Below are 25963 nucleotides of genomic sequence, written 5' to 3' on the forward strand. Positions count from 1 at the left end.
ACCCCGCCAAGGGCGGCCGGGGCCCGACGTGACCCACCCCACCCCCCACCCCGTTCAAACTCCGTTAACAATGGACTGTGATCTCTCCGGTCTCCCCGATGCCCCGGAGCGCCCACCGGCACAAGCCGGAGGCGACTCCTTACGTCGACCTCACCCGCGCCGAGTGGAGCGCGCTGCGCGAGAAGACGCCGCTCCCGCTGAACGCCGAAGAGGTCGAGAAGTTGCGCGGCCTCGGTGACGTCATCGACCTCGACGAGGTGCGGGACATCTACCTCCCGCTGTCCCGGCTCCTCAACCTCTACGTCGGCGCCACGGACGGCCTCCGAGGCGCCCTGAACACCTTCCTGGGCGAACAGGGCTCCCAGTCGGGCACCCCGTTCGTCATAGGCGTCGCGGGATCGGTCGCCGTCGGGAAGTCGACCGTCGCCCGCCTCCTCCAGGCCCTGCTCTCCCGCTGGCCCGAGCACCCCCGCGTCGAGCTGGTCACGACCGACGGCTTCCTGCTCCCCACCCGCGAGCTGGAGGCCCGCGGGCTCATGTCGCGCAAGGGCTTCCCGGAGTCGTACGACCGCCGCGCGCTGACCCGTTTCGTCGCCGACATCAAGGCGGGCAAGGACGAGGTCACCGCCCCCGTCTACTCCCACCTGATCTACGACATCGTCCCGGACCAGCGGCTCACCGTCCGCCGCCCCGACATCCTGATCGTCGAGGGCCTCAACGTCCTGCAGCCCGCCCTCCCCGGCACGGACGGCCGCACCCGTGTCGGTCTCGCCGACTACTTCGACTTCAGCGTGTACGTCGACGCGAGCGCCGAGGACATCGAGCGCTGGTATCTCAGCCGGTTCAAGAAGCTCCGCCGGACCGCCTTCCAGAACCCCGACTCGTACTTCAGGAAGTACACCCAGGTCTCGGAAGAGGAGGCGGTCGACTACGCCCGCACCCTCTGGCGCACCATCAACAAGCCCAACCTGGTGGAGAACATCGCCCCCACCCGCGGCCGCGCCACCCTCGTCATCCGCAAGGGCCAGGACCACAAGGTGCGCAAGCTCAGCCTCCGCAAGCTGTGACCACGTGACGAAGGCCTGTTAGATAGGCGCCATGCTGCACCTGCGCCTGATCGCCCCGGCCGAGAAAACCGACGACGTGGTCCGCCTGATCGAGAACACGGTCGGCGCCACGCACCTCGTCGTGATGCCGGGCGCCGCCCGCAACCCCGCCGGCGACGTCGTGATGTGCGACGTGGCCCGCGAGGCGGGCGACGAACTCATCGGCGCCCTGCGGGAGTTGGACCTCGACAAGTCCGGCTCCATCGCCGTCGAGAACATCGACCTGTCGCTCTCCGAGCGCGCGGACAAGGCCGAGGACGACGCACCCGGCGAAGGCGTCGACGCGGTCATCTGGGAGCACCTGACCGACGCGACGCACGAGGAGTCGACGCTCTCCATCACCTACCTCGCCTTCCTCACACTGGCCACGATGATCGCTGCCTGCGGTGTGGTGCTGGACAACGCGATCCTGATCGTGGGCGCGATGGCGGTGGGCCCGGAGTTCGGCCCCCTGGCCGCCCTCAGCACGGCGATCGTCCAGCGTCACCCGCGCCTGGCGGTGCGCTCGCTGATCGCCCTGCTGGTGGGCTTCGCGGTGGCGATGGCGGTGACGGTCGGCTTCACCTGGTTCATGGACGCCGCGGACCTCTTCCACAAGTCCGACCTGGAGGGCGACCGCCCCAACACCGCCTTCGTCTACGCCCCCGACGCCTTCTCGTTCGTGGTGGCGGTCCTGGCGGGAATCGCCGGCACCCTCAGCCTGACCTCGGCGAAGTCGGGGGCCCTGGTGGGAGTGGCCATCTCGGTCACCACGGTCCCGGCGGCGGCCAACGCGGCGGTGGCCCTGGCCTACGGCGACATGGGTCAGACGGTCGGCTCCACGAACCAACTCCTGCTGAACCTGCTGGGCATCGTTCTGGCAGGCACTCTTACGCTGCTTTTCCAGAAGTGGCTCTGGAAACGTAGTTAGGGGCGCGGGGCTCTGTCCGATATGCGGCTCCGCCGCGTGGGCGCGACAAGCCACGACGGACCCGCGGCCCGCAAGGCACAGAACCCCCTGCCCCTACCCGCCAGTTCAGCCCAGCGCCGACTTCACCGCATCGGCAAGCCGCCCGGCAACAGATCTCGCCTGATCGATATCAGCCGCCTCGACCATCACCCGAACCAACGGCTCGGTACCCGACGGCCGCAACAACACCCGCCCCGTCGCCCCGAGTTCACGCTCGGCCTCGGCCACCGCCGCCGCCAGCTCCCCGGACGTCGACACCTTCGACCGGTCCACATCGGGCACATTGATCAGCACCTGCGGCAGCCGCTCCATCACGGAAGCCAGCTCCTTGAGCGACCGCCCGCTCTCCGCGACGCGAGCCGCCAGCATCAGCCCGGTCAGCGTGCCGTCGCCGGTCGTGGCGTGATCCAGGATGATGACGTGCCCGGACTGCTCGCCCCCGAGGGCGTACCCGTGCTCCTTCATCTCCTCGAGCACATACCGGTCCCCCACGGCGGTCTGGACGAGCCGGAGCCCCTCCCGTTCCAGCGCCAGTTTGAACCCCAGGTTCGACATGACCGTCGCGACGACGGTGTCGGACCGCAGCGCCGACCGGTCCCTCATCGCCAGCGCGAGCACGGCCATGATCTGGTCGCCGTCCACTTCCTCACCGGTGTGGTCGACGGCGAGGCACCGGTCCGCGTCCCCGTCGTGCGCGATGCCGAAGTTCGCCCCGTGCTCGACGACGGCGGCCTTCAGCAGTCCGAGATGCGTGGAGCCGCAACCGTCGTTGATGTTGAGCCCGTCCGGCTGGGCACCGATGGTGATCACCTCGGCGCCGGCCCGCGAGAACGCCTCCGGTGACACCCAGGCGGCAGCGCCGTGCGCCTCGTCGAGGACGATCTTCAGCCCGTCGAGCCGGTTCGGCAGTACGGCGATCAGATGGGCCACGTACTTGTCGAAGCCCTCGGTGTACTCGCGGACCCGGCCGACACCGCCGCCGGTCGGCCGCTCCCAGGGCTCACCGCCCTTGTGCTCCTCGTAGACGGCCTCGATGCGCTCCTCCAGCTCGTCGTCGAGCTTGTGCCCGCCGCGCGCGAGGAACTTGATGCCGTTGTCGGGCATGGCGTTGTGGCTGGCGGAGAGCATGACGCCGAGGTCGGCGCCGAGCACACCCGTGAGATACGCCACGGCGGGCGTGGGCAGCACACCGACCTTCAGCACGTCCACGCCGGCGCTCGCGAGGCCCGCCACCACGGCGGCCTCCAGGAACTCCCCGGACGCGCGCGGGTCCCGCCCGACCACCGCCGTCGGGCGGTGGCCCTGGAACGTACCCGCCTCGGCCAGCACGTGCGCCGCCGCGACCGACAGACCGAGTGCCATCTCGGCCGTCAGATCCGCGTTTGCGACGCCGCGCACGCCGTCCGTGCCGAAGAGTCGTCCCACTTGTCCTCCTGAGGAAGCGTCAGTTACGGAGATCATCCGATCACATAAGCCTTTGAGCGCCTTGTGCCGTTATACGCCTAAGGCTGTGATAAACGAACGCCCCGGCGGCACTGTGGCGTGCCGCCGGGGCGAACGTACGTACTGCTGACTCGCAGGAACGAGCAGGTACGAAGCAGAACAGGCAGCGAAGATTAACGCTTGCTGTACTGCGGGGCCTTGCGGGCCTTCTTGAGACCGGCCTTCTTGCGCTCGACCGCACGGTCGTCGCGGCGGAGGAAGCCGGCCTTCTTGAGGGCGCCGCGGTTGTTGTCCACGTCGGCCTCGTTCAGCGCGCGGGCGACACCGAGACGGAGCGCACCGGCCTGACCGGAGACACCGCCACCCGCGATGCGGGCGATGATGTCGTAGCGGCCCTCGAGCTCGAGCACCTTGAAGGGCTCGTTGACTTCCTGCTGGTGCACCTTGTTGGGGAAGTAGTCCTCAAGGGTGCGACCGTTGATCTTCCACTTGCCGGTGCCCGGGACGATCCGGACGCGGGCGATGGCGTTCTTGCGACGGCCCAGGCCGGCGGCCGGCTGCGGGTCGCCGAAGCGGGACGCCATGGACTCCGAGGTGTACTCGCCCTCGACGGGGACCTCGGACTCGGTGGTGTAGCTGTCGATGTCGACGAGCTCGGTCTCGGTCTCTTCGACCGGCTGCTCAACAGTGGTCTCGGCCACGATGCTCCTCAGATTCTTTTCTGTCTTAGGGGGTGGCCGGAACTACTGCGCGACCTGGGTGATCTCGAACGGCACCGGCTGCTGCGCAGCGTGCGGGTGCTGGTCGCCCGAGTAGACCTTCAGCTTGCTGATCATCTGACGGCCCAGGGAGTTCTTGGGGATCATGCCCTTGATGGCCTTCTCGACGGCCTTCTCGGGGTTCTTCGCCAGCAGCTCGTCGTAGCGGACGGAGCGCAGACCACCCGGGTAGCCGGAGTGGCGGTACGCCAGCTTCTGGGTCTTCTTGTTGCCGGACAGGTGAACCTTGTCGGCGTTGATGATGATGACGAAGTCGCCCATGTCCATGTGCGGGGCATAGGTCGGCTTGTGCTTGCCACGGAGGAGGTTCGCAGCGGTGGTAGCCAGACGGCCCAGGACGATGTCCTGAGCGTCAATGACGTGCCACTGGCGAGTCACATCGCCGGGCTTGGGGCTGTACGTACGCACTTCGCAGCCTTCTTCTTCAGTGGATGGGTGCTGACACATGGCATCACTGAAGCGATCGTGCAGCTGGGGACGACAGTGCCGGGAACGATGCCCGTATGCCGCCCACTGGTAACTGCTCCAGGGAACCTACGTAAGGGCCTCTCGCGTGAGAACGACCAAGCCGATACGCATAACAAACCGCAAGGTTACCCGTGCGGCCCCGGACGGGTCAAAACGAGTCCGTCGCGGCAAGCGTCACAGCACCTCGGGTACCGAGATGTACACCCCTGCCGGAAAGGTCCCCGGGCCAGTGTCCACAGGCCCCACAGCACCTCCCGTCCCCCGTCTAAGATGCGCCCCATGAGCTTTGGGCAGCAGGGGGGACCCCCGTCCCAGTGGGATCCCTGGAAACCGCAGTCGCAGCAGCCGTGGGGCAGCGACGGGGGCGAGCAGACCCCGGACTGGGCCGCGCTCGCCGAGGCGTCCGAGATCCGCAACAGGCGCCGTCGGCTGTTCTTCATCATCGGCGGCGCGGCCGCCACGGTCGCGATAGGCACCGCCGTGGCGATGGCCGTCGTGTCGGCGAACGGCGACGATCAGGCGAACAAGCCGACCTCGTCGCTGCCGGCGACCGCCGACATCCCGAGCGCGACCGGGACCACGCCGTCGTTCGCGCCGACCAGCGCCCCGCCGCCGCTGGACCCGAGGGACTTCATCGCCAGCAAGGCCAAGGACACGGCCCCGCTCAGCGCGCAGATCCTCTTCCCGGGCACCCAGCTGACCATGGGTTCGACCGTGTACAAGAAGGGGACGACGGCCGACACGAAGAACTGCGCCGCCGGCGACACGGTCCAGCCCAGCCTCGGAAAGATCCTGAAGGCCAACAGCTGCACCCAGTTCATGCGGGTCAGCTACACCAAGGACGGCGTCTCGGTGACGGTCGGCGTGGCCGTCTTCGACACCCAGACCCAGGCGGCGAAGGCGAAGAGCCAGGTCAACACCAAGAAGGACATCGTCAAGTCGCTGTCCGGCGGCGCGGTCAAGGCCTTCTGCAACTCGGCGATCTGCCGAACGACCTCGAACTCCTACGGCCGCTACGCCTACTTCACCATCGCAGGCTTCGCCAGCGGCAAGAACGTCACGGAGAAGGACACCGCGGTCTTCAGCATCGGCGACAACCTGGCCGAGTTCACCTTCCGCCAGATCCACCGCCGCGGTGAGGTGCAGGCTTCCACGGCTGCGAGCGAATGACACGGTCCGCGGCCGTGTGAGAGCCTCCCCCTTTCCGATCACGCGCTGATCAGCAGTCCTTGGGGGGACCTGTCCATGGCCGCGTACCACCCGTCCAGACGCCACCTGCTCACCACCGCCGCGGGCCTCGGCGGCACCGCCCTCGCCGCCACAGTCGCCACCGCGGGCGAGGCAGCCGCCGCGGACACCGGGGCAGGCTGGCTGAACGTGCGGGATCCGGCGTACGGCGCCCTCGGCGACAACTCCGCCGACGACCAGCCCGCGATCCAACGGGCCATCGACGCGGCGGGCCAGGGCGGCACCGTCTACCTCCCGCCGGGCCGGTACCGGATCGCCTCGCCGCTCAGGCTCTCCCTGGGTGTGACGTTGCGCGGCGACTGGAACCCCCACTTCCCGGACCGCACGTTCATGGCGGACTCCTTCATACGCCCTGCCTACGGCGGTGTCTTCGAGGGTGAGGCGCTGATCGTCATCGACCCGGCCCCGGTGCAGGACTCGTACTACAAGTCCGCCTACCGGGGCGGGCCCCGGCTGTACGGCCTGGCCCTGCGGGGGTGCTACGACGACCAGGCGATCAAGGCGCAGAACGCGGCGGGCACAGGCATCGACGGCATCCGCGTCACCCCCGGCGTCAAGGACGTCGGCATGGACAAGGTGACGGTGTGGCGCTTCACCGGTGACGGGGTGAACGCCCAGAACGCCGCCGCCTTCCAGCTCAACCAGGTGCACTGCGTCGGCAACGACGGCCATGGCTTCACCTGGGGCGACTCGCAGGGCACCGGCGGCGGTCTGGTCGACGCCGACCTGTTCCAGTGCTACTCGCAGGGCAATGGCAGGAACGGCTACGACATCCTCAACCCCAACGCCGTGACCATGGTCGACTGCCGCGCCGAGTGGAACGACACCCATGGTTACCACGTCACCGGCATCAACTACTCGATGGTCATGGTCGGCTGCAACACCGACCGTAACGGCGAGGACGGTTTCCACCTCTCCACGTCGGCCGGCGGCCGCTTCCTCCAGTTGCTGGGCTGCCTCGCCAAGCGGGACGGCCGAGAGGCGGCCACGGGCTCGGCGGGCTTCCGCGTCACCGGCACCGCCGCCGAGGGCGTCGTACTCACCGGCTGCTCCACCTCCACCGGCCGCGACGACGACAACACCGGCTCCTACTCGCCGTCGTACGGGATCACCACCTCCGCCCTGAACTCCGCGAGCTGTGTGTCGGTCGTCGGAGGCGAATACGTCGGCACGGCAGGCCCCTTCAACGACGTCGGCGCGGTCGTCGTACGGCACAGCGGTGTCACCGCGGGCACGCACACCGACTCGGGCATCGTGTGGGACAAGTCCGACGTGCACATGGTGTCCGGGGCCGCGGGGACGGTCCGTGACGTGGAGTTCCGCAGCCGCGGGGCGAACGTCCGCTGGGCGCTGCGGGCCACGGCCGGCACGGAATCGGGCTCCAACCAGGGCTCCGACTTCGCCCTGGTCCGGTACGCGGACAACGGCACCACTCTCGACACACCGATCAGCGTGAGCCGCGCCTCGGGTCGCGTCACCCTCACGACCCCGGGCGCCACGGTCAACGCCTCCGCCAGCCCCGGCCTGAACCTGGTCCAGACACAGAGCGCCGGGCAGGGATACGCGGTCACCGGCGCCGACACCTCCTCGCGTGCCTTCCAGTCCCAGGTCACGGGCGACTCCGTGAACCGATTCGCCCTCGGCATCGACGGCACCCAGAGCTTCGGCCCGGGCGGTTCCGCGGGGCGTGACACCAGCTGGGGGCGGCTCGGCGCGGCCCGGATCGGCAGCGGTGATTCGGACATCGTGGCAGGCATGGCCGGAAAGGGCCTCCGCATCAAAGAGGGCACGGACGCCAAAATGGGGACGCTCACCCTGAACGGCGCCACAGCGGTCGAGGTGGCGACCACCGCCGTCACCGCCACGAGCCGCGTCTTCCTCACCGTGCAGGCCCCCGGCGGCACCCCGGCCGGTGTCGCCTACGTTGCGGGCCGCACGGCGGGCAAGTCCTTCAGCGTCAAGGGAGTCACCGGTGACACCTCGACCGTCGCGTGGCTCATCGTGGAACCGGCGTAGCGCCTTGGACATGCGAGGGCGGGTCAGAGTCATAGGGGCCGCGGCAGGGGCGGCACTGCTGGCTCCGCTGGGGGTGTGGGCCTGGTCCGAGCACAGCGCGCAGGCGCCCCGGCTCGTCCCCACCGACCTGCACGAGCGGGACCCCGCGGCGACCCCCGCGGCCCGCCGGGTCTACGCGATGCTGGCCGGCCTGGAGAACGACGCGCGCCGCGGCCACCCGTCCCGCACGGTGATCGGCCAGCACGTGGAGCTGCACAACGAGCGGTACAACAAGGCGTACGGCGATTACCGGGGCCCCAAGCAGCCCGGCTACTACTACCGCAAGGCCCGGGACATCACCGGGAAGCTGCCCGGCTTCGTGGAGTTGGACCTCGGGCCCGGTTACGGGCAACCGGGCTGGGCGGTGGGCACGGCCCGCTCGTACTCCAAGGCCTGGCCGGCCTGCCGCCCCTACTGGGGGTACATCGAGGACGCCGTGGACCTCGCCGTCGGGGTGTGGGCGGGGCTGCCCCGGGCGGCCGACGGCTCGTACCGCCCCTCCGGCACGCACACGGAGTGCGCGACCGGCACCGAGGTCTCCCTCCCGCACAACGGGGGCGCACCCGCGGGCATGGTCGGCTTCTCCTTCCACCAGCCCTACCCCGGCAGCCCGGTCAAGGGCTACGCGCAGACCCTGCACCGGAACTCCCCCGGCGCGAAGGACCGCGGCTGGTTCGGCCGGGTGGTCACCGAGGGCACCACAGAACACCAGGCCCTGCTGCACGACCTGGCCTTCCTCGCGGACCACCTCGGCTACCTCGCCGGCCGCGGGGTGCCGGTGCTGCTGCGGCCGTACCACGAGATGAACACCGCGCCGGGCCACGGTTTCTGGTGGGCGGGACAGGACCCGGCCGCGTTCCACAGGCTGTGGCGACTGACGTACGACTACCTCGTGAACCGTCGCGGCCTGCACAATCTGATCTTCGTCTGGGCGCCCAACTCCTGGGACGGCCCCTACGGCCGCGACCCCCAGCCGTACTACCCGGGCGGCGATCACGTCGACGTCGTCGGAGTCGACGACTACAGCGACACCCCGGCCAAGCCCTTCGGCGAGGGCGCCTGGACCGAGGTCTGGTACCGCGGCCTGGAGGAGTACCGCAGGCCGCGCATCGTGGCCGAGTCCTTCCATGTACCGCTCAACGCCGACCAGCCCCGGACGCTGTCCCGGACACCGTGGGTGCTGTGGACGGTGTGGGGCCAGGCACTGACGTACGACAACGTCTCGGAACCGCGCGGGAAGAACACCGCGGCCGACGTGAACCGGACATACGGGTCACCGAGGGTAATCACTGGCGGACGCCTCGTATAGAAGCCGTGAGCCGAGATCACCACACAAGACGTGACTTGGTCAACTTTTGAACACATCCTTCTCACAAGCGTTTCCAGTCTCACGCATATGTGTAAGGATCTGTGTTCTGTTCGGTCAGTCTTCGGGCGCCTGGGGGGGCATCTGAGCGCGGCTGTCCGAAAGCGCCAAAGAAGGCGTTGAGGGGGATGGACCCGGAACCAGACCAGTCGTCACGGTTTATACCCATGCCGTGACCGAGATCCGTCGTTGCCTCAACGCGCCGCCGATCTCACGGGAGTTCCGCAGTCGTCATGGCATCGACAGTTGTCGACGGGGGTGTGCCGCATTCGCGGCACAATCAGAAACTCGCCAAACGCACCGCGGCGTGGAAGCCGGGGATCCTCCCCTTCCTGCTGCCTTTCATCCTGTTGGTCGTCTTCGGACTGTGGAGCTACCGCCCCAGTTCGTCCGTGCTGAGCTGGGCACTTTCCGTCGTCTGGACGCTGCCGGTGGTCGGCGTCCTGGTCGGCATCCAGGGAGCGCTGCTGATCCGCCGCCGGGTCCGCAAGGCCGACCGGATGATCCCTCCCGCACCGGCGGAAGAGGACTTCCTGATCGTCCTCTGCCCGACCATCGGGCGGAACGACACCTACCCGGCCCTGGAGCGCTCGATCCTCTCGTACGTCGAGCACCTGCCCGAGTGGTTTCCGTACATGCGCGTCGACATCCTCACCGAGGAGGGCTGCGAGGCCGGGGCGGACATCGACCGGCTGGCCGACTCCCACCCGCTGATCCGGGTCATCACCGTGCCCAAGGACTACGTCCCGGCCAACGGCACCCGCTTCAAGGCCCGCGCCAACCACTACGCCCACGAGTTGCGCATCGCGGAGGGCGAAGCCCTCGACTACGTCTGGGTGCTGCACATGGACGACGACACCGGTGTCGGGCCCGACACGGCGTCCTCGCTCGCCCAGTTCATCAACCGCCAGCGCCGTGCCCACCCGGACGAGGCCAAGCACATGGCCCAGGGCATCCTCACCTACCCCCGCGAGAACGCGGTCAACATGTTCACCTGGCTCGCCGACGCGGTGCGCCCCGCCGACGACATCGCCCGCTTCCGCGCCCTGACCGGCATGGGCACGCCGGCCGCCGGCGTGCACGGCGAGCTGCTGGTACTGCGCGCGTCCATCGAGGCGACCATCGGCTGGGACTTCGGCCCCAAGGAGATCGTCGAGGACGCCCGTCTCGCCCTGACGTTCTGCCGCAAGTACCCGGGCAGGAGCGACTGGTTCAACGGGCGCTGCTACGGCGCCTCCCCGGCCACCGCGTCCGACTTCATCAAGCAGCGCGACCGGTGGGCCTGGGGTCTGGTGGCCCTCTGCTTCAACAAGGCCGTGCCGTGGCGCTACCGCTGGTTCCTGTCGATCTGCGTGACCACCTGGATCCTCGGCCCGCTCCAGCACATCGGTGCCGTGCTGCTCATCGGCTGGCTCTTCAACGACATGAACACCTCGCCGGTGACCCAGTCCATCACCATCCTGTGGGCCTTCAACTTCGCCTACGTCATCTGGACCTACTGGGAGGGTCTGCGACTGAACGCGCTCGCGTCGCTCAGCGGCCGGCGCAAGTGGTGGGAGCCGATCGTGGTGGTCGTGTGCATCCCCGTCTTCTCGGTGCTGGAGGGTGTCGGTGGCTTCAAGGGCTTCCTGAGATTCATCCGGCGCGAGGAGAACAAGTTCGTCGTGATCGCCAAGCCCGCCTGACCGCCCGGAAGACAGCTGACTCATGCGCTCACGACTGCCCCTGCTCGCGATCTTCCCTGTGACCGTTCTCAGCCTCGTGCTGGGCGCCCCCTTCGTCCTCGGCGACCACCCGGTCCGCTGGGAGGCGGGTTCGGCCCTACCCAAGGTCGTCATCGGTGACCCGGAGACCTCTGCCACCCCGTCCGGGAAGAAGTCGGACTCCTCGGCTTCCGATTCCCCTTCCTCCTCCTCTTCCTCCTCCACCAACGCCCTCCAGGTCGCCAAGCCCTGGAAGAAGGGCATGCCGCAGTGGGGCGTCCAGCTCTACTGGGAGGAGGAGACGAAGAAACGATCCGACACGTTCATCGAGAACCAGGCCCGCAAGCACGCGAAGTACCTCATCGGGCTGGGCGCGAACTCGGTGTCGCTCTCGTTCCCCTACTTCATCGGTGGTCCCACGTCCGACAAACTGTCGGCCGGGGCCAAGACGCCGTCCCCCGAGCGCCTCGAACGGGTGCTCAAGGTCTTCAAGGACGCCGGGTTCCGCACCACGCTCCGCCCGATCCTGGACGAGGGCAACCTGAAGCAGAACAACGGCTGGCGCGGCAACATCGAGCCCAACTCACGCTCGGCCTGGTTCGCGTCGTACAAGAAGCTCCTCACGCCGTATCTCAAGGCCGCCGAGGAGACGAAGACGAACACCTTCGTGATCGGCACCGAGCTCAACTCGCTGGAGGGCGACCCCGGCTGGGACACCCTCGTCGCCTCCGCCGAGAAGACCTTCCCGGGCGAGGTGTCCTACGACGCGAACTGGGACAACTACGTCACCGGCCGCATCAACATGCCGGTCAACTACCTCGGAGTCGACGCCTACTTCCCGGTCAAGGTGCCGGACACGGCCCCGGTCTCCGACCTGGTCGAGGGCTGGAACACCTGGCTGGACAAGAAGGCCACCGGCCCGCTCCCGAACATCCTCGTCTCCGAGACCGGCATCGGCGCCATGAACGGCGCCTACCACGCGCCGGGTGACTTCTACGCCCGCCGGGCCCTCAACCCGAAGGTGCAGGCCAACTGGTACAAGGCGGTCTGCGAAGTCGTCCAGGACCGGAAGATGCAGGGCATCTACTGGTGGTCGCTCTGGTTCGACGACGACCCCAACACCAAGCCCGACGACAAGGTTGCCTCCCGGCTCGACTTCGCCGGACGCCCTCTCTCCGAAAAGGCGATCAAGTCCTGTTTCACCTCTGACTACGCAGGACCCGGGACCGACACCGCAAGCTGACGAGCGGAGGCAGTCATGCAGGAAGCCATCATTCTGGTGGGCGGCAAGGGAACCCGCCTGCGCCCCCTGACCAACCACACCCCGAAGCCGTTGCTCGGCGTCGCGGGCTCCTCCTTCATCCGACACCAGATCGCCAAGCTGATGGATGCGGGCGTCGGGCACGTGGTCTTCGCGACCTCGTACCTCGCCAGCCTCTTCGAGGAGGAGTTCAAGGACTTCTCCCAGGACCTGAAGATCTCCTACGCCGTCGAGGAGGTGCCGCTCGGCACGGGCGGAGCGATCCGCAACGCGGCCCGTCTCCTGCACGGCACCTCCCCGGACGCGCCGGTGCTGATCCTCAACGGCGACATCCTCTCCGGCGTCGATCTGCCCACCCTCCTGGAGGGCCACGAGGAGCGGGCGGCGGACGTGACGCTGCACCTCACCCGCGTCCCCGACCCACGCGCCTTCGGCCTGGTCCCCACCGACGGGTCCGGACGGGTGCTCTCCTTCCTCGAGAAGCCGAAGACGCCCGAGGAGTGCGTCACGGACCAGATCAACGCCGGCTGCTACGTCTTCCGCCGCTCGATCCTCGACGCCATACCGGCCGACCGCGAGGTCTCGGTCGAGCAGGAGACCTTCCCGCAGCTCGTCGCAGCGGGACGACGGGTGTACGGCCACACGACCGAGGAGTACTGGCGTGACCTCGGCACCCCACTCGCCTTCGTCCACGGCTCCGCCGACCTGGTCACCGGCCGCGCGACCTCGCCCCTGGTGGGTCCGCCGTCGGACGCCCTGATCCACCCCACCGCTCTTGTCGACCCGACCTCCCGCGTCACGGGCGGCTCGACCATCGGCCCGCACGCCGTGATCGGCCCGCACGTGGTCGTCGACCGCTCCATCATCGGGGCCGGTGTCGCCGTGGCCGAGGACGCCCGGATCCATGAGTCGGTGGTGGACCACGACTCCACGATCGGCAGGGCCTCGCTCCTGCGCGAAGTGGTCGTGGGATGCCACGCACACATCGGCGCGGACAACGAACTGCCCGCCCAACTGCGGCTGTCGTGCGGCATCCGCATTCCCGCCCAAGGGGTACGCGTCAGCGGTACGGCTGCCGCCTGCCCGACGGTCCACTGAAGTCGTCTGCCTGCCAGCGTGCTCGACCGGAGAGTTCCTTGACAACCGACACCCGCACCCGCCGTCGCGCACCGGCCGCGCAGACAGAGCGTCTTCGCAAGTACCGGCCGGATATCCAGGGCCTGCGTGCCGTGGCCATCATGATGGTCGTCAGCATGCACTGCGGCATCCTGGACATCCACGGCGGCGTGGACGTCAGCTTCGTGCTGAGCGGCTTCCTCATCGGCGGCCAGCTCTTTGCCGAGATCGACAAGACCGGCAAGGTCTCCCTGACGAAGTTCTGGGCACGCCGCTTCCGGCGGCTGACCCCGCCCATGGCCGTCGTCATCGTCGGCACCGCGATCCTGGCCTGGCTGTACGGCAGCCCGCTCAGGTTCCGCTCCTACATCGAGGACGGCCTCAGCGCCTCCCTCAGCTTCCTGAACTGGCGCCTGGTCGAGACCGGCACCGACTACTTCGCCAACGACGGGACGCAGTCCCCCTACCAGCACTTCTGGTCGCTGGGCATCGAGGAGCAGTTCTACGTCGCCGCCCCGATCATCCTCGTCGTGATGGTCTGGATCAGCCGCAAGATCTTCCGCAACCGTGCTCTTGTCGCGCTGTTCCTGATGGCCGCCATCGCCGGATCGTTCTATCTGGGCTGGTCGAAGACCCCCGAGAACCAGCCGCTCGCGTACTTCGGCACCCACACCCGGATCTGGGAGATCACCTGCGGCGTCCTGCTCGCCCTCGCCGCTCCGCTCGTCTCCCGCATGAACACCGGGCTGGCCGCGGTCGTCTCGTGGCTGGGGCTCGGCACCGTGCTCGTCACCGCGATGCTCATCTCCGAGGACACGCCGCTGCCCGGCTACGCGGTGGCCGGCCCGGTCATCGGTGCCGTCATGGTCATCGCCGGCGGCTGCGCCAATCCCCGGTTCGGAGCCGAGCGGCTGCTCGACAATCCCGTCCTCGACTTCGTGGGCAACGTCAGCTACGGCTGGTACCTGACCCACTGGCCGCTCCTGGTGCTCTGGCCGTACATCACCGACCGGGATTTCACGTTCGAGGAGCGCATGCGCGTCGTCGTCCTCTCGTTCCTGGTGGCCGTCGCCCTCCACTACGCCGTCGAGCGCAGGTTCAAGAAGAACGTGTCGCTGGTGGCCCGCCCCTGGAAGGGCGTCTTCACCGGCGGGTTCACCACCGCGGGCACGGCCGGGGCGATGGTCCTGGCCACGCTCGTCCCGCTGCACCTGGCGGTGTCGTCCTCGTCGACCACGGTCGCGGCCGGGTTCACCAGCGAGGCATCGGTCGCGGAGTCCGTGCAGCGCACAAAGCTGTCCACGGCCGTGCAGGGCACTCTGCAGAGCGCGTCCAAGAACATGGCCACGCACGGCTGCATCGACGACTTCGAGGTCCCGAAGTTCGTGATGCGAGACAACTGTGTCATCGGCGACCCGAAGGGCTCGAAGACGCTTGTCCTCATGGGGGACTCCCACGCCTGGCAGTGGAACGACGTCTACGACACGATCGGCAAGGAACTCCATGTACGGGTGGTGACCATGGCGAAGGGTGGCTGCTCGCCGCAGATCTACCGCATCTTCAACCCTCAGCTGAACCGCGAATACACCGAGTGCGACAGCTGGCGCCAGTCGGCATTCGCAGAGCTCGAGAAGATCCGTCCGGATGTCATCGTCATCACCGACCGAGCGCGCGGTGAGGCGAAGCGGGACGGCGCCGAGGCCTCGTTCAAGGTGCTCAAGAAGACCGGCGCCAAGCTCGTCTTCATGACGGACACCCCGGAGCCCGGACAGAACATCCCCGACTGCCTCGCCACACACATCGACGACACCACCCTCTGCAACCGCAAGCAGTGGCAGGCGCTGGAGTACACGGACGTCCGCGCCATGGAGCGGCAAGTGGCCGAGAAGTACGGTGCCGACATCATCGACACGGCACCCGCGTTCTGCGCCGTGGACGTGTGCCCGGCGGTCATCGGTGACCAGGTCGTCTATTTCGACAACAGCCACATCACGTCGTCGTACTCGAAGACCCTGAAGCCCTTCCTCCAGCCGGCCCTGGAAAAGATCCTGGACGAGGCATAGTCCGCCGTCGCGCCCCGGCCGGCCTCCGGCCGGGGCGGACGCGTCACTGCCCCCGGACTCGCACCCGCCGCGCCTGCCGCTGTCGCTCCGCGAGCTCGTCGTCCGCCGGATACCCGACCTCCTCCAAGGTCAGCCCATGCGGCCGTACGACATGGACGGCGCTGTCCCGGACACCCGCGTCCAGCACCTTCCGCGGCCACTCCACGCCCCGGTGCCCGTCCCCCACGAACAGCAGCGCACCGACCATGGACCGCACCTGGTTGTGGCAGAAGGCATCGGCCCGGACCTCGATCTCGACGACCCCGTCCGCCCGCCGCCGCACCCCGAAGTCGAGGATCTCGCGGATCGTCGTCGCCCCCTCACGCTTCTTCGCGTACGCCGCGAAGTCGTGCTCCCCGACGAGGGACTTGGCGGCGGCGTCCATGACGGGGACGTCCAACTCCCAGTCGTGCCACAGGACATGGTTGCGCAGCAGCGGATCCACACCACCGGGCCGGTCCCCCACCCGGTAGACGTACCGACGCCACAGAGCGGCGAACCGCGCGTTGAACCCCGCCGGAGCCTCCCGGAGCGACCACACCCGCACATCCTTCGGCAACCGCCCAGCCAGCCGCTTCAGCAGCTTCTCCCGGTGCTCCCCCCACAGCCCCTCGGGCAGATCCACATGCGCCACCTGCCCCCGCGCATGCACCCCGGCATCCGTCCGCCCGGCCACGGTCAGCTCGTACGTCACGTCCTTGGACCGCGTCACCGTCCGCAGCGCGTCCTCGATCTCACCCTGTACGGTCCGCCGTCCCCCGGCCTGCTTGGCCCATCCGGAGAAGTCGGTTCCGTCGTAGGAGAGGTCGAGGCGGACACGGACGTAACCGGGCTGTACTTCGTCGCTCACCCCTGGATCCTCTCAGGAACGCGAGACGGGCCCGCCCCGAGGGGCGGGCCCGTACGACCGAAGCCGTCGACGATCAGTGCCCGCCCCTCGGGTTCAGCACGATCTGGCCGGCGTCGTTCGCCGGATTGCCCTCGTTCGGCATCGTGTACGCGAAGAACGCCCGGCCGGTGGCGTTCCTGATCACCTCGTCGACGCGGAGACCGAAGGTGAAGGTGCGGGAGGCGTCCTCCAGGATCGGTGTGTCGATGTTGCAGAGGTAGTCGCCCTCGGCGCCCTCCCAGTCGGCGGGCCGGCAGCTCTCGGGGACCGTGGTGGCCGTGGTCCCGGGGGGAAGGTCCACCCAGAAGGAGATCGGCTCGCCGCCGGAGCGGAGCAGGGCCAGCCAGGCGGGGCCGTGGTTGGCGAAGCCGACGTCCACCGACACGGTCTGCCCCTTGCGGGCCCGCAACCGCTCACCGGTCAGGTCGAGGTCGAAGGTGTTCTTCGTCGGGAAGTCCATCTCCGCGTACTGCGTGTAGTCCGCCGGATCGGCGTCCGGCAGCCGCACCAGCCCCAGCTCCGGCCCGGCACCCCGCTGGTAGTCACCCTCGGCCAGCAGGTCCGCCACCTGGTCGGCGGGCACCGCGGTGAAGGTGTAGTACATCGAGTCGTAGAGCGCGAAGCCGGCCGTCCCGATCGGGAAGGGGGCACTCAGCCCGTAGGCCGCCCCTGCGGCGAACTCGCTGTCGAAGACGCACAGTGCCGTGGAACGCCCGAGCACCTCGTCGGGGTCACGCGGGTCGTACCAGCAGTTGCCGAAGGTGCTGGGCAAGGAGAGGCCCCGGGTGCCGGAGACCCGCAGCACGACGCCCTTGCCGCCCAGCCCGCCCTGGTTGCGGAAGCTCAGCGGTGCCTGGAAGGTGTCGCCTGCCTGGAAGCCCTCGGGCTCGGCCAGCTGCTTCATCCGCAGCTCGGGGCCGCCGACCAGTACGTCCACCGTGTGCCCGGTGAAGGCCAGCCCCTCGCCCGCGGCGGTGACGGAGATGGTGCCGACGTCGCCCGCGGCGCTCTCGTCGGTCACGTCGAGACGGATGCCGCCCAGGTCGTTGTAGTCCTGGCCGGCGTAGATCTCGTAGTCACTGCAGGTCGCGACCAGCCCCTCGACGGAGCACCCCTGCCACCCTCCGAGGCGGGAGAAGTCGACAGCGGCGACACCGGCCAGGGAGCTCGCGTCCACCGTGACCGTGTAGTCGCCCTGGTGGATCGGATAGATGACTCCGTTCTCGTCCGGTACCGGCTCGCCGGGCGCCCGGAGTCCGAGCTCGACCTGCGGCTCGCCCGGCTCACCGGGTTCGCCGGACTCCGGCTGCAGCGAGAGGTTCACGCTGTCGGGTCCGGTGACGGAGACCGGCAACGGCTCCTCCCGGGCCTGGGCAGGAACGGCGAGCGCCGTACCGGCCAGCGCGGCCAGCGCGAAGGCGGAGATGGTGCGCCGCACAGCGGCGAGAGACGTCATGGGACCCCCGTAAGTCAGACATCTGGCGCGCCCCCGGATCGGCGACGCGTATGCATGACCTATGAGCCCGCTGTGAGGTTGCCCTCCCTCACCCGCACAACGCGAACGGGCCCGCCCCGAAAGGGGCGGGCCCGTCACAACGCGAGAACGTCACAACGCGAGAACGTCACAACGCGAGAGCGTCAGGCGTCCTTCGACTCCTCGGCCGGAGCCTCGGTGGCGTCCTCGGCCTCGGCGGCCTTGGTCGTGTCGACCTTGGTCTCCTCGGCGGCCGGAGCGGCCTCGGCGTCCTTGGCGGCACGCTTGGTGGCGGCCTCGGCCTCACCCGTCGCAGCCTGCGCGACCGTCAGCGCCTCGACCAGCTCGATGACAGCCATGGGCGCGTTGTCGCCACGGCGGTTACCGATCTTGGTGATGCGGGTGTAGCCACCGGGACGGTTCTCGTAGCGCGGGCCGATCTCGGTGAAGAGCGTGTGGACGACGCTCTTGTCCGTGATCACCTGAAGCACCTGACGGCGGTTGTGAAGGTCGCCCTTCTTGCCCTTGGTGATCAGCCGCTCGGCGTACGGACGCAGCTTGCGCGCCTTCGCCTCGGTGGTGGTGATACGGCCGTGCTCGAAGAGGCTCTTCGCGAGGTTCGCGAGGAGCAGCTTCTCGTGCGCGGCGCTGCCGCCCAGACGGGCACCCTTGGTGGGCTTCGGCATGGTGTCTCTCCTAGGTGTCTGCCCCGGCCGTATCAGGTACCGAGGTCAGTATCCGAGCGAGCGGGTTGCTCGTCGGAGACCCGCGCCCCAAAGGGGCGCGGGGCGGTGTCGATATGCGGCTACCGCCGCGCGAGCGCGACCAGCCACAACGGCCCCGCAGCCAAGGACCGGCAGTCGGTCCCGAGCTCTTAGTACTGCTCGGTCTCGACGAACCCGGCGTCTGCATCGTCGTCCGCGCCGAAGGCATCCGCGGCGGCGGTCGGGTCGAATCCGGGCGGGCTGTCCTTGAGGGCCAGGCCCATGCCGGCCAGCTTCGCCTTGACCTCGTCGATGGACTTCGCACCGAAGTTGCGGATGTCCAGAAGGTCGGCCTCGGAGCGGGCGACGAGCTCACCCACGGAGTGGATGCCCTCACGCTTGAGGCAGTTGTACGACCGAACGGTGAGCTCGAGCTCCTCGATCGGCAGCGCCAGATCAGCGGCAAGGGCGGCGTCCGTGGGGGACGGGCCCATGTCGATGCCCTCGGCGTCGATGTTCAGCTCGCGGGCGAGACCGAACAGCTCGACCAGGGTCTTACCGGCGGAGGCCATGGCGTCACGGGGACGCATCGCCTGCTTGGTCTCGACGTCGACGATCAGCTTGTCGAAGTCGGTGCGCTGCTCGACACGGGTCGCCTCGACCTTGTACGTGACCTTCAGCACGGGGCTGTAGATGGAGTCGACCGGGATACGGCCGATCTCCTGGCCCACCTGCTTGTTCTGCACGGCGGAGACGTAACCGCGGCCACGCTCGACCGTGAGCTCCATCTCCAGCTTGCCCTTGCCGTTGAGCGTGGCGAGGACGAGGTCGGGGTTGTGCACCTCGACACCGGCCGGGGGCGCGATGTCGGCGGCGGTGACCAGACCCGGGCCCTGCTTGCGCAGGTACATCACGACCGGCTCGTCGTGCTCCGAGGAGACGACCAGCTGCTTGATGTTGAGGATCAGGTCGGTGACGTCCTCCTTGACGCCCGGCACGGTGGTGAACTCGTGCAGAACGCCGTCGATGCGGATGCTGGTGACAGCAGCGCCGGGGATCGACGAGAGGAGGGTGCGGCGGAGGGAGTTGCCGAGGGTGTAGCCGAAGCCCGGCTCCAGCGGCTCGATCACGAACCGGGAGCGGAATTCGTCGACGACCTCTTCGGTCAATGAGGGACGCTGAGCGATCAGCATGTGTGGATCAGATCCTTCTTTCGTGGACGCCCGCTATTTGACGCCCGACGGACCGCACCCGGTGAAAAGTGCGGGTACTGCAAGGGTACGGGCGGTACCGCCCCGAAGAGCCGTACCGCCCGCGACCTCAAGACAACCTGGCCTCAGACGCGGCGGCGCTTGGGCGGACGGCAGCCGTTGTGCGGAGTGGGCGTGACGTCCTGGATCGAGCCGACCTCGAGGCCGGTGGCCTGGAGGGAGCGGATCGCGGTCTCACGGCCGGAGCCGGGACCCTTGACGAACACGTCCACCTTGCGCATGCCGTGCTCCTGCGCGCGGCGGGCGGCCGACTCGGCGGCCATCTGCGCGGCGAAGGGGGTGGACTTGCGCGAGCCCTTGAAGCCGACGTGGCCGGCGGAGGCCCAGGAGATCACGTTGCCCGAGGGGTCCGTGATCGAGACGATCGTGTTGTTGAACGTGCTCTTGATGTGCGCGTGGCCGTGAGCGACGTTCTTCTTTTCCTTGCGGCGCACCTTCTTGGCAGCGCCCTGACGACCCTTGGGGGGCATCTACTTCTCCTACGGGGAGGTGGTCGGTCCTACAGCGAAGACCGCTGATGAAGCGTTGTCCGCTGAGGACTACTTCTTGCCCGGCTTCTTCTTGCCGGCGATGGCGCGACGCGGGCCCTTGCGGGTACGAGCGTTCGTGCTGGTGCGCTGACCACGGACGGGCAGACCACGGCGGTGCCGCAGACCCTGGTAGCAGCCGATCTCGACCTTGCGGCGGATGTCGGCCTGGATCTCGCGACGGAGGTCACCCTCGGTCTTGATGTTGTTGTCGACGTACTCACGAATCGCGACGAGCTGCTCCTCGGAGAGGTCGCGAACGCGGGTGTTCGGGTCGATGCCGGTCTCGGCCAGCGTCAGCTGGGACAGAGTGCGGCCGATACCGAACACGTAGGTCAGGGCGACCTCCACGCGCTTTTCGCGCGGGATGTCAACACCGGAAACGCGTGCCATTCAATGGCTCCTGGTGATCTTCGGAGGTCTTCCGCAGAACCGGCTCCCAGCCGCCGTACCAGGTACGAACTGGGTCCCCGGCCTCCGAACCGGGGGTGTCAGACGAAACACGTCTGGGCTCTGCGTATGAACTGTTCAACTTGCGTCGCGCGAAACTCTGCGAGAGCAGAGGGTCGGTCGTGCGTCAGCCCTGGCGCTGCTTGTGGCGCGGGTTCTCGCAAATGACCATGACCCGACCGTGACGGCGGATCACCCTGCACTTGTCGCAGATCTTCTTGACGCTCGGCTTGACCTTCATGGGATTGAGGTTCTCCGGGTCAGTGCCACCACCCCGCCGCAGCGGGATGCGGGCAAGATCTACTTGTACCGGTAGACGATCCGGCCACGCGTCAGGTCGTACGGAGACAGCTCCACCACGACCCGGTCGTCAGGGAGGATACGGATGTAGTGCATACGCATCTTTCCGCTGATGTGAGCCAGGACCTGGTGGCCGTTCTGGAGCTCGACCTTGAACATGGCGTTCGGAAGAGACTCGACGACAGTGCCCTCGATCTCGATGGCACCTTGCTTCTTGGCCACGCTTCGCCCTTCGAATCGACTACCTTGATCGACTCCCCTGCCTTTCCCCTGAGGGGCGCATGCGGACATGCGGGTGCACGAGAGCCGACGAGTCAGTCTACGTCAGGGCACTCCGAAAGACGAATCGAGGAAGGATGCCCGGGAACGTAGATCATTAAGCGAGCGGGTCGGGAGCGGCCGTGACCCCGTGCTCCGCCAGCTTCGCCCGGCCCCCGTCGGGAGCCGTGAGAACCAGCGGCCCCTCGTCCGTCAGGGCCACCGAGTGCTCCCAGTGGGAGGACCACGTGCCGTCCGTCGTGATGACCGTCCAGTCGTCCGACAGGACCTCCGTCTTCGGCGTGCCCAGGGACACCATCGGCTCGATCGCCAGGCAGAACCCGGTGACCAGCTTCGGCCCCTTCCCCCGGCGCCGGTCGACGTAGTTCAGCAGGTGCGGGTCCATGTGCATCTCGGTGCCGATGCCGTGACCGCCGTAGTCCTCGATGATCCCGTAGCGGCCGCCGCCCGGCTTCGGCTGGCGGCGGATGTACGTCTCGATGGCCCGGGAGACGTCGACGAGCCGGTTGCCCTGCTTCATCGCGGCGATACCGGCCCACATGGACTCCTCGGTCACCCGCGAGAGCTCGAGGAGCTCCGGGGCATGGCCCGAGCCCACGAAGGCCGTGAAGGCCGCGTCGCCGTGCCAGCCGTCGATGATCGCGCCGCAGTCGATGGAGATGATGTCGCCGTCCTTGAGGACGACCTCGTCGGACGGGATGCCGTGGACGACGACCTCGTTCACGGAGGTGCAGATCGTCGCCGGGAAACCGCCGTACCCCAGGAAGTTCGGCTTCGCGTCGTGCTCCGCGAGCACCTTGCGCGCGACCTGGTCGAGATCCCTGGTCGTGGCCCCGGGCACCGCGGCCTCTCGGGTCGCCGCGTGGATGGCGGCGACGACCAGTCCCGCCTCGCGCATCTTGGCGATCTGCTCGGGGGTCTTGATCTGCACCATGCGGCGGGGGCCTTTCTGAAACCGGGGAAACTGGCAGGGGAATGGGCGCCCTCAACGATACGTGCACCCACACAGCAGCCGCGGCCCCCTCGGAAGGGAACCGCGGCTGTCGTACTCGGAAAAACCGCTATGCGGCGTCGCCCTCGTGCTGGAGCGCCTCCATGGCGCGGCCGGTGACGTCCTCCACCTTGCCGAGCGCCGAGATCGTGACCACCAGGCCCTGGGCCTTGTAGTAGTCGATGATCGGCTCGGTCTGGGTGTGGTAGACCTCCAGGCGCTTGCGGACCGTCTCCTCGGAGTCGTCGTCGCGCTGGTACAGCTCGCCGCCGCAGACGTCACAGACGCCGTCCTGCTTCGGCGCCTTGTACGAGACGTGGAAGACGTGCGCCGAGTCGTTGCGGCAGATGCGGCGGCCGGCGATGCGCTTGACGACCTCCTCCTCGGGTACCTCGAGGTCCAGCACCGCGTCCAGCTTCATGCCCTCGTGCTGCAGCATCTCGTCGAGCGACTCGGCCTGCGAGACGTTCCGCGGGAAGCCGTCCAGCAGGAAGCCGTTCTCGGCGTCGGGCTGCTCCATGCGGTCCTTGGCCATCCCGATGGTGACCTCGTCCGGAACCAGGTTGCCCGCGTCCATGTAGGACTTCGCGAGTTTGCCGAGGTCCGTCTGCCGGCTGATGTTGGCGCGGAACAGGTCGCCCGTGGAGATGTGCGGGATCGACAGGTTCTGGGCGAGGAACGCGGCCTGCGTTCCCTTACCGGCGCCCGGCGGCCCGACGAGGACGATACGCATCAGCGGAGGAACCCTTCGTAATTGCGCTGCTGGAGCTGGCTCTCGATCTGCTTCACCGTCTCGAGACCCACACCCACGATGATCAGGATGCTTGTCCCACCGAACGGGAAGTTCTGGCTTGCCCCGAAGCCAACCAACGCCATCGTCGGTACGAGTGCGATCAGACCCAAGTACAGCGAACCCGGCCAGGTGATCCGGTTGAGTACGTACGACAGGTACTCAGCGGTCGGTCGGCCAGCCCGGATGCCCGGGATGAAGCCACCATACTTCTTCATGTTGTCGGCGACTTCCTCGGGGTTGAAGGAGATCGCCACGTAGAAGAACGCGAAGAAAACGATCAGCAGGAAGTACATGCTGATGTAAATGGGGTGGTCACCCTTGACGAGGTTGGCCTCGATCCAGGTCTTCCATCCCGAGGTCCCGCTGGAGAACTGCGCGACCAGTGCCGGGATGTAGAGCAGCGACGACGCGAAGATGACAGGGATCACACCGGCCTGGTTGACCTTCAGCGGGATGTACGTCGACGTACCACCGTAGGAACGACGGCCGATCATGCGCTTCGCGTACTGCACCGGAATGCGGCGCTGGGCCTGCTCGACGAAGACCACCAGGCCGACCATGACCAGGCCGACCGCGATGACGGTGCCGAACTCGATCCAGCCGTCGGCCAGGGTGCCCTGCTTCTTGATGGCCCACAGGGCGGACGGGAAGGTGGCGGCGATCGAGATGAACATCAGGATCGACATGCCGTTGCCGATACCGCGGTCGGTGATGAGCTCACCGAGCCACATGACGACGGCCGTACCGGCGGTCATCGTGATGACCATGACGATCGTGGTGAAGATCGCCCGGTCCGGGACGATGCTCGACGCGACGGTGCAGCCGGAGAAGAGAGCGCCGCTGCGGGCGGTGGCCACCAGGCCCGTGCCCTGCAGGATGGCGAGCGCCACCGTGAGATAACGGGTGTACTGCGTGATCTTCGCCGTACCGGCCTGGCCCTCCTTCTTGAGGGCTTCCAGGCGTGGGATCACCACGGTCAGCAGCTGCAGAATGATGCTCGCCGTGATGTACGGCATGATGCCGAGCGCGAAGATCGTGATCTGCAGCAGCGCGCCACCGCTGAACATGTTGACCAGACCGAAGAGTCCCTGGTTGCCGGACGCCTGGTCCACACACTCCTGGACGGACTTGTAGTCCACGCCAGGGATCGGGATGTGGGTACCCACGCGGTACACCACGATGATGGCGAGCGTGAAGAGCAGCTTCTTGCGCAGGTCGGGCGTCCTGAACGCCCGGGCGAACGCGGTGAGCACGGTGCCTCCTGCGACCCCCGCGCTACTGCGTCAAGGGTGACGGTCTTGAGGTTCGACGAATATGTGGGAAAGCAGTGCAGGCCACCTTACCGGCGACAAGGCCTGCGGTGGAACGACCAACCGGGGATACCCCGTTGTGAGGTATCCCCGGTCGGGACTGCTTACGTCATCGAGACGCCTGCGGATCTCAGACGAGCTCGGTGACCGTGCCGCCGGCGGCGGTGATCTTCTCCTTGGCGGAGCCGGAGACGGCGTCGACCGTCACCTGCAGCGCCACGGAGATCTCGCCCTGGCCGAGGACCTTGACGAGGCTGTTCTTGCGAACGGCACCCTTGGCCACGAGGTCCTCGACGGTGACCTCGCCACCCTCGGGGTACAGCGCGCCCAGCTTGTCGAGGTTCACGACCTGGAACTCGGTCTTGAACGGGTTCTTGAAGCCCTTCAGCTTCGGAAGACGCATGTGGAGGGGCATCTGGCCACCCTCGAAGCGCTCCGGAACCTGGTAACGGGCCTTCGTACCCTTGGTACCACGACCGGCCGTCTTACCCTTCGACGCCTCACCACGACCCACACGGGTCTTGGCGGTCTTGGCGCCCGGGGCGGGACGGAGGTTGTGGATCTTGAGCGGGTTGTTCTCCGCCATGATCAGTCGACCTCCTCGACCGTCACGAGGTGGCGGACGGTGTGCACCATGCCGCGGAACTCGGGACGATCCTCCTTGACGACCTGCGTGTTGATGCCCTTGAGACCAAGGGAGCGCAGGGTGTCACGGTGGTTCTGCTTGCTGCCGATGTACGACTTCGTCTGCGTGATCTTGAGCTGTGCCATTACGCAGCACCAGCCCCGGCACGCGCACGCAGCAGAGCCGCGGGAGCGACGTCCTCGAGCGGCAGACCACGGCGGGCCGCGATCTCCTCGGGACGCTGCAGGCCCTTCAGGGCCTCCACGGTCGCGTGCACGATGTTGATCGCGTTCGACGAGCCGAGCGACTTCGACAGGATGTCGTGAACGCCGGCGCACTCGAGCACGGCACGCACCGGGCCACCGGCGATAACGCCGGTACCGGGGGACGCCGGCTTGAGCAGGACGACGCCCGCCGCCTTCTCACCCGTGATCGGGTGCGGGATGGTGCCCTGGATACGGGGGACCTTGAAGAAGTGCTTCTTGGCCTCCTCAACACCCTTGGCGATGGCGGCCGGCACCTCCTTGGCCTTGCCGTAACCGACACCCACGGTGCCGTCACCGTCGCCCACTACGACGAGCGCAGTGAAGCTGAAGCGACGACCACCCTTCACAACCTTGGCGACGCGGTTGATCGCGACAACGCGCTCAACGTACGCGGTCTTCTCGGCGGCAGCAGCGCCGCCGTCACGGCCCTTCCGGTCCCGCCGCTCGCCGCCACCGGCACCGCTTCCACGGCGCTGGGGTCCAGCCAT

Annotated in this window: 26 protein-coding genes; 9 read left to right on the forward strand and 17 right to left on the reverse strand. The window is 67.9% G+C overall.

Annotation, left to right across the window (positions count from 1 at the left end; all coding sequences use genetic code 11):
- Window positions 1–98: 98 nt before the first annotated feature.
- Together coaA and M2157_RS19865 are read left to right on the forward strand one after the other, a co-directional pair.
- Window positions 99–1067 (forward strand): type I pantothenate kinase, encoded by a 969-nt coding sequence (gene coaA / locus M2157_RS19860; RefSeq protein WP_167363041.1) that lies wholly within the window; start codon window positions 99–101, stop codon window positions 1065–1067.
- Between the two features lie 31 nt (window positions 1068–1098).
- Window positions 1099–2016 (forward strand): DUF389 domain-containing protein, encoded by a 918-nt coding sequence (locus M2157_RS19865; protein ID WP_280865859.1) that lies wholly within the window; start codon window positions 1099–1101, stop codon window positions 2014–2016.
- A 105-nt stretch (window positions 2017–2121) separates the two neighbouring features.
- Here M2157_RS19865 and glmM read toward each other — a convergent pair whose 3' ends face one another.
- The 3 genes from glmM to rplM all read right to left on the reverse strand — a co-directional run bounded on the left by glmM (window position 2122) and on the right by rplM (window position 4685).
- A complete protein-coding gene (gene glmM / locus M2157_RS19870; RefSeq protein WP_280865860.1) occupies window positions 2122–3480 on the reverse strand; it encodes a phosphoglucosamine mutase in 1359 nt (452 codons plus the stop codon).
- Window positions 3481–3671: 191 nt separating this feature from the next.
- The gene (gene rpsI / locus M2157_RS19875; RefSeq protein ID WP_057607895.1) at window positions 3672–4199 is read right to left on the reverse strand and encodes a 30S ribosomal protein S9; all 528 of its coding nucleotides are present in this window, start codon (window positions 4197–4199) and stop codon (window positions 3672–3674) included.
- A 42-nt stretch (window positions 4200–4241) separates the two neighbouring features.
- Window positions 4242–4685, reverse strand: a complete 444-nt coding sequence (rplM, locus tag M2157_RS19880) for a 50S ribosomal protein L13 (protein ID WP_057607896.1) — start codon at window positions 4683–4685, stop codon at window positions 4242–4244.
- A 339-nt stretch (window positions 4686–5024) separates the two neighbouring features.
- Here rplM and M2157_RS19885 point away from each other — a divergent pair, with 339 nt between their 5' ends.
- The 7 genes from M2157_RS19885 (at window position 5025) to M2157_RS19915 (ending at window position 15557) form a co-directional block, all read left to right on the forward strand.
- Complete coding sequence (locus tag M2157_RS19885; protein ID WP_280865861.1) at window positions 5025–5915, forward strand: hypothetical protein; 891 nt, start codon at window positions 5025–5027, stop codon at window positions 5913–5915.
- Window positions 5916–5990: 75 nt separating this feature from the next.
- Window positions 5991–8009 carry a glycosyl hydrolase family 28-related protein gene (locus tag M2157_RS19890; protein ID WP_280863097.1) on the forward strand — a complete coding sequence of 673 codons (2019 nt, stop codon included), beginning with the start codon at window positions 5991–5993 and terminating at the stop codon, window positions 8007–8009.
- Between the two features lie 10 nt (window positions 8010–8019).
- Window positions 8020–9357 (forward strand): glycosyl hydrolase, encoded by a 1338-nt coding sequence (locus M2157_RS19895; RefSeq protein WP_280865862.1) that lies wholly within the window; start codon window positions 8020–8022, stop codon window positions 9355–9357.
- A 290-nt stretch (window positions 9358–9647) separates the two neighbouring features.
- The gene (locus M2157_RS19900) at window positions 9648–11099 is read left to right on the forward strand and encodes a glycosyltransferase family 2 protein (protein WP_280863099.1); all 1452 of its coding nucleotides are present in this window, start codon (window positions 9648–9650) and stop codon (window positions 11097–11099) included.
- 22 nt (window positions 11100–11121) lie between these two features.
- On the forward strand, window positions 11122–12360 hold the full coding sequence (locus tag M2157_RS19905; protein ID WP_280865863.1) for a hypothetical protein: 1239 nt from the start codon (window positions 11122–11124) through the stop codon (window positions 12358–12360).
- Between the two features lie 15 nt (window positions 12361–12375).
- The gene (locus M2157_RS19910; RefSeq protein WP_280865864.1) at window positions 12376–13476 is read left to right on the forward strand and encodes an NDP-sugar synthase; all 1101 of its coding nucleotides are present in this window, start codon (window positions 12376–12378) and stop codon (window positions 13474–13476) included.
- A gap of 38 nt (window positions 13477–13514) precedes the next feature.
- Window positions 13515–15557: an acyltransferase family protein gene (locus tag M2157_RS19915; protein ID WP_280865865.1), complete on the forward strand. Its 2043-nt coding sequence runs from the start codon at window positions 13515–13517 to the stop codon at window positions 15555–15557.
- Window positions 15558–15600: 43 nt separating this feature from the next.
- On the opposite strand, the gene truA is transcribed toward M2157_RS19915, so the two are convergent.
- The 14 genes from truA to rpsE all read right to left on the reverse strand — a co-directional run bounded on the left by truA (window position 15601) and on the right by rpsE (window position 25963).
- Window positions 15601–16446: a tRNA pseudouridine(38-40) synthase TruA gene (gene truA / locus M2157_RS19920; RefSeq protein WP_280863103.1), complete on the reverse strand. Its 846-nt coding sequence runs from the start codon at window positions 16444–16446 to the stop codon at window positions 15601–15603.
- 73 nt (window positions 16447–16519) lie between these two features.
- The gene (locus M2157_RS19925; RefSeq protein WP_280863104.1) at window positions 16520–17941 is read right to left on the reverse strand and encodes a hypothetical protein; all 1422 of its coding nucleotides are present in this window, start codon (window positions 17939–17941) and stop codon (window positions 16520–16522) included.
- A gap of 182 nt (window positions 17942–18123) precedes the next feature.
- Window positions 18124–18645 carry a 50S ribosomal protein L17 gene (rplQ, locus tag M2157_RS19930; protein ID WP_280863105.1) on the reverse strand — a complete coding sequence of 174 codons (522 nt, stop codon included), beginning with the start codon at window positions 18643–18645 and terminating at the stop codon, window positions 18124–18126.
- 188 nt (window positions 18646–18833) lie between these two features.
- Complete coding sequence (locus tag M2157_RS19935; protein WP_003966937.1) at window positions 18834–19856, reverse strand: DNA-directed RNA polymerase subunit alpha; 1023 nt, start codon at window positions 19854–19856, stop codon at window positions 18834–18836.
- A 143-nt stretch (window positions 19857–19999) separates the two neighbouring features.
- A complete protein-coding gene (rpsK, locus tag M2157_RS19940; RefSeq protein WP_003956432.1) occupies window positions 20000–20404 on the reverse strand; it encodes a 30S ribosomal protein S11 in 405 nt (134 codons plus the stop codon).
- Window positions 20405–20473: 69 nt separating this feature from the next.
- Complete coding sequence (rpsM, locus tag M2157_RS19945) at window positions 20474–20854, reverse strand: 30S ribosomal protein S13 (protein ID WP_037680379.1); 381 nt, start codon at window positions 20852–20854, stop codon at window positions 20474–20476.
- Window positions 20855–21038: 184 nt separating this feature from the next.
- Window positions 21039–21152, reverse strand: coding sequence for a 50S ribosomal protein L36 (rpmJ, locus tag M2157_RS19950; protein WP_003998809.1), 114 nt, complete (start codon window positions 21150–21152; stop codon window positions 21039–21041).
- A gap of 59 nt (window positions 21153–21211) precedes the next feature.
- Window positions 21212–21433, reverse strand: a complete 222-nt coding sequence (gene infA / locus M2157_RS19955; protein ID WP_003948620.1) for a translation initiation factor IF-1 — start codon at window positions 21431–21433, stop codon at window positions 21212–21214.
- Between the two features lie 154 nt (window positions 21434–21587).
- Window positions 21588–22424 carry a type I methionyl aminopeptidase gene (gene map / locus M2157_RS19960; protein WP_280863106.1) on the reverse strand — a complete coding sequence of 279 codons (837 nt, stop codon included), beginning with the start codon at window positions 22422–22424 and terminating at the stop codon, window positions 21588–21590.
- Window positions 22425–22551: 127 nt separating this feature from the next.
- Window positions 22552–23214: an adenylate kinase gene (locus M2157_RS19965; protein WP_057607909.1), complete on the reverse strand. Its 663-nt coding sequence runs from the start codon at window positions 23212–23214 to the stop codon at window positions 22552–22554.
- Window positions 23214–24527: a preprotein translocase subunit SecY gene (gene secY / locus M2157_RS19970; protein ID WP_266521148.1), complete on the reverse strand. Its 1314-nt coding sequence runs from the start codon at window positions 24525–24527 to the stop codon at window positions 23214–23216. Before secY ends, M2157_RS19965 begins: the two co-directional genes overlap by 1 nt.
- 187 nt (window positions 24528–24714) lie before the next feature.
- Complete coding sequence (gene rplO / locus M2157_RS19975) at window positions 24715–25170, reverse strand: 50S ribosomal protein L15 (protein WP_007384079.1); 456 nt, start codon at window positions 25168–25170, stop codon at window positions 24715–24717.
- A gap of 2 nt (window positions 25171–25172) precedes the next feature.
- On the reverse strand, window positions 25173–25355 hold the full coding sequence (gene rpmD / locus M2157_RS19980; RefSeq protein ID WP_005481207.1) for a 50S ribosomal protein L30: 183 nt from the start codon (window positions 25353–25355) through the stop codon (window positions 25173–25175).
- Entirely contained in the window at window positions 25355–25963 is a 609-nt protein-coding gene (rpsE, locus tag M2157_RS19985; protein WP_010354225.1) for a 30S ribosomal protein S5, read from the reverse strand. The genes rpmD and rpsE overlap by 1 nt, the downstream gene beginning before the upstream one ends.

It is taken from the genome of Streptomyces sp. SAI-127 (genome assembly GCF_029894425.1).
Classification (GTDB): domain Bacteria; phylum Actinomycetota; class Actinomycetes; order Streptomycetales; family Streptomycetaceae; genus Streptomyces.

Excerpts from the sequence above, each read along its gene's own strand:
- coaA (WP_167363041.1), top strand. The coding sequence starts at position 99 with ATGCCCCGGAGCGCCCACCGGCACAAGCCGGAGGCGACTCCTTACGTC.
- M2157_RS19865 (WP_280865859.1), top strand. The coding sequence starts at position 1,099 with ATGCTGCACCTGCGCCTGATCGCCCCGGCCGAGAAAACCGACGACGTG.
- M2157_RS19885 (WP_280865861.1), top strand. The coding sequence starts at position 5,025 with ATGAGCTTTGGGCAGCAGGGGGGACCCCCGTCCCAGTGGGATCCCTGG.
- M2157_RS19890 (WP_280863097.1), top strand. The coding sequence starts at position 5,991 with ATGGCCGCGTACCACCCGTCCAGACGCCACCTGCTCACCACCGCCGCG.
- M2157_RS19895 (WP_280865862.1), top strand. The coding sequence starts at position 8,020 with ATGCGAGGGCGGGTCAGAGTCATAGGGGCCGCGGCAGGGGCGGCACTG.
- M2157_RS19900 (WP_280863099.1), top strand. The coding sequence starts at position 9,648 with ATGGCATCGACAGTTGTCGACGGGGGTGTGCCGCATTCGCGGCACAAT.
- M2157_RS19905 (WP_280865863.1), top strand. The coding sequence starts at position 11,122 with ATGCGCTCACGACTGCCCCTGCTCGCGATCTTCCCTGTGACCGTTCTC.
- M2157_RS19910 (WP_280865864.1), top strand. The coding sequence starts at position 12,376 with ATGCAGGAAGCCATCATTCTGGTGGGCGGCAAGGGAACCCGCCTGCGC.
- M2157_RS19925 (WP_280863104.1), bottom strand. The coding sequence starts at position 17,941 with ATGACGTCTCTCGCCGCTGTGCGGCGCACCATCTCCGCCTTCGCGCTG.
- rplQ (WP_280863105.1), bottom strand. The coding sequence starts at position 18,645 with ATGCCGAAGCCCACCAAGGGTGCCCGTCTGGGCGGCAGCGCCGCGCAC.
- M2157_RS19935 (WP_003966937.1), bottom strand. The coding sequence starts at position 19,856 with ATGCTGATCGCTCAGCGTCCCTCATTGACCGAAGAGGTCGTCGACGAA.
- rpsK (WP_003956432.1), bottom strand. The coding sequence starts at position 20,404 with ATGCCCCCCAAGGGTCGTCAGGGCGCTGCCAAGAAGGTGCGCCGCAAG.
- rpsM (WP_037680379.1), bottom strand. The coding sequence starts at position 20,854 with ATGGCACGCGTTTCCGGTGTTGACATCCCGCGCGAAAAGCGCGTGGAG.
- rpmJ (WP_003998809.1), bottom strand. The coding sequence starts at position 21,152 with ATGAAGGTCAAGCCGAGCGTCAAGAAGATCTGCGACAAGTGCAGGGTG.
- map (WP_280863106.1), bottom strand. The coding sequence starts at position 22,424 with ATGGTGCAGATCAAGACCCCCGAGCAGATCGCCAAGATGCGCGAGGCG.
- M2157_RS19965 (WP_057607909.1), bottom strand. The coding sequence starts at position 23,214 with ATGCGTATCGTCCTCGTCGGGCCGCCGGGCGCCGGTAAGGGAACGCAG.
- rplO (WP_007384079.1), bottom strand. The coding sequence starts at position 25,170 with ATGGCGGAGAACAACCCGCTCAAGATCCACAACCTCCGTCCCGCCCCG.
- rpmD (WP_005481207.1), bottom strand. The coding sequence starts at position 25,355 with ATGGCACAGCTCAAGATCACGCAGACGAAGTCGTACATCGGCAGCAAG.
- rpsE (WP_010354225.1), bottom strand. The coding sequence starts at position 25,963 with ATGGCTGGACCCCAGCGCCGTGGAAGCGGTGCCGGTGGCGGCGAGCGG.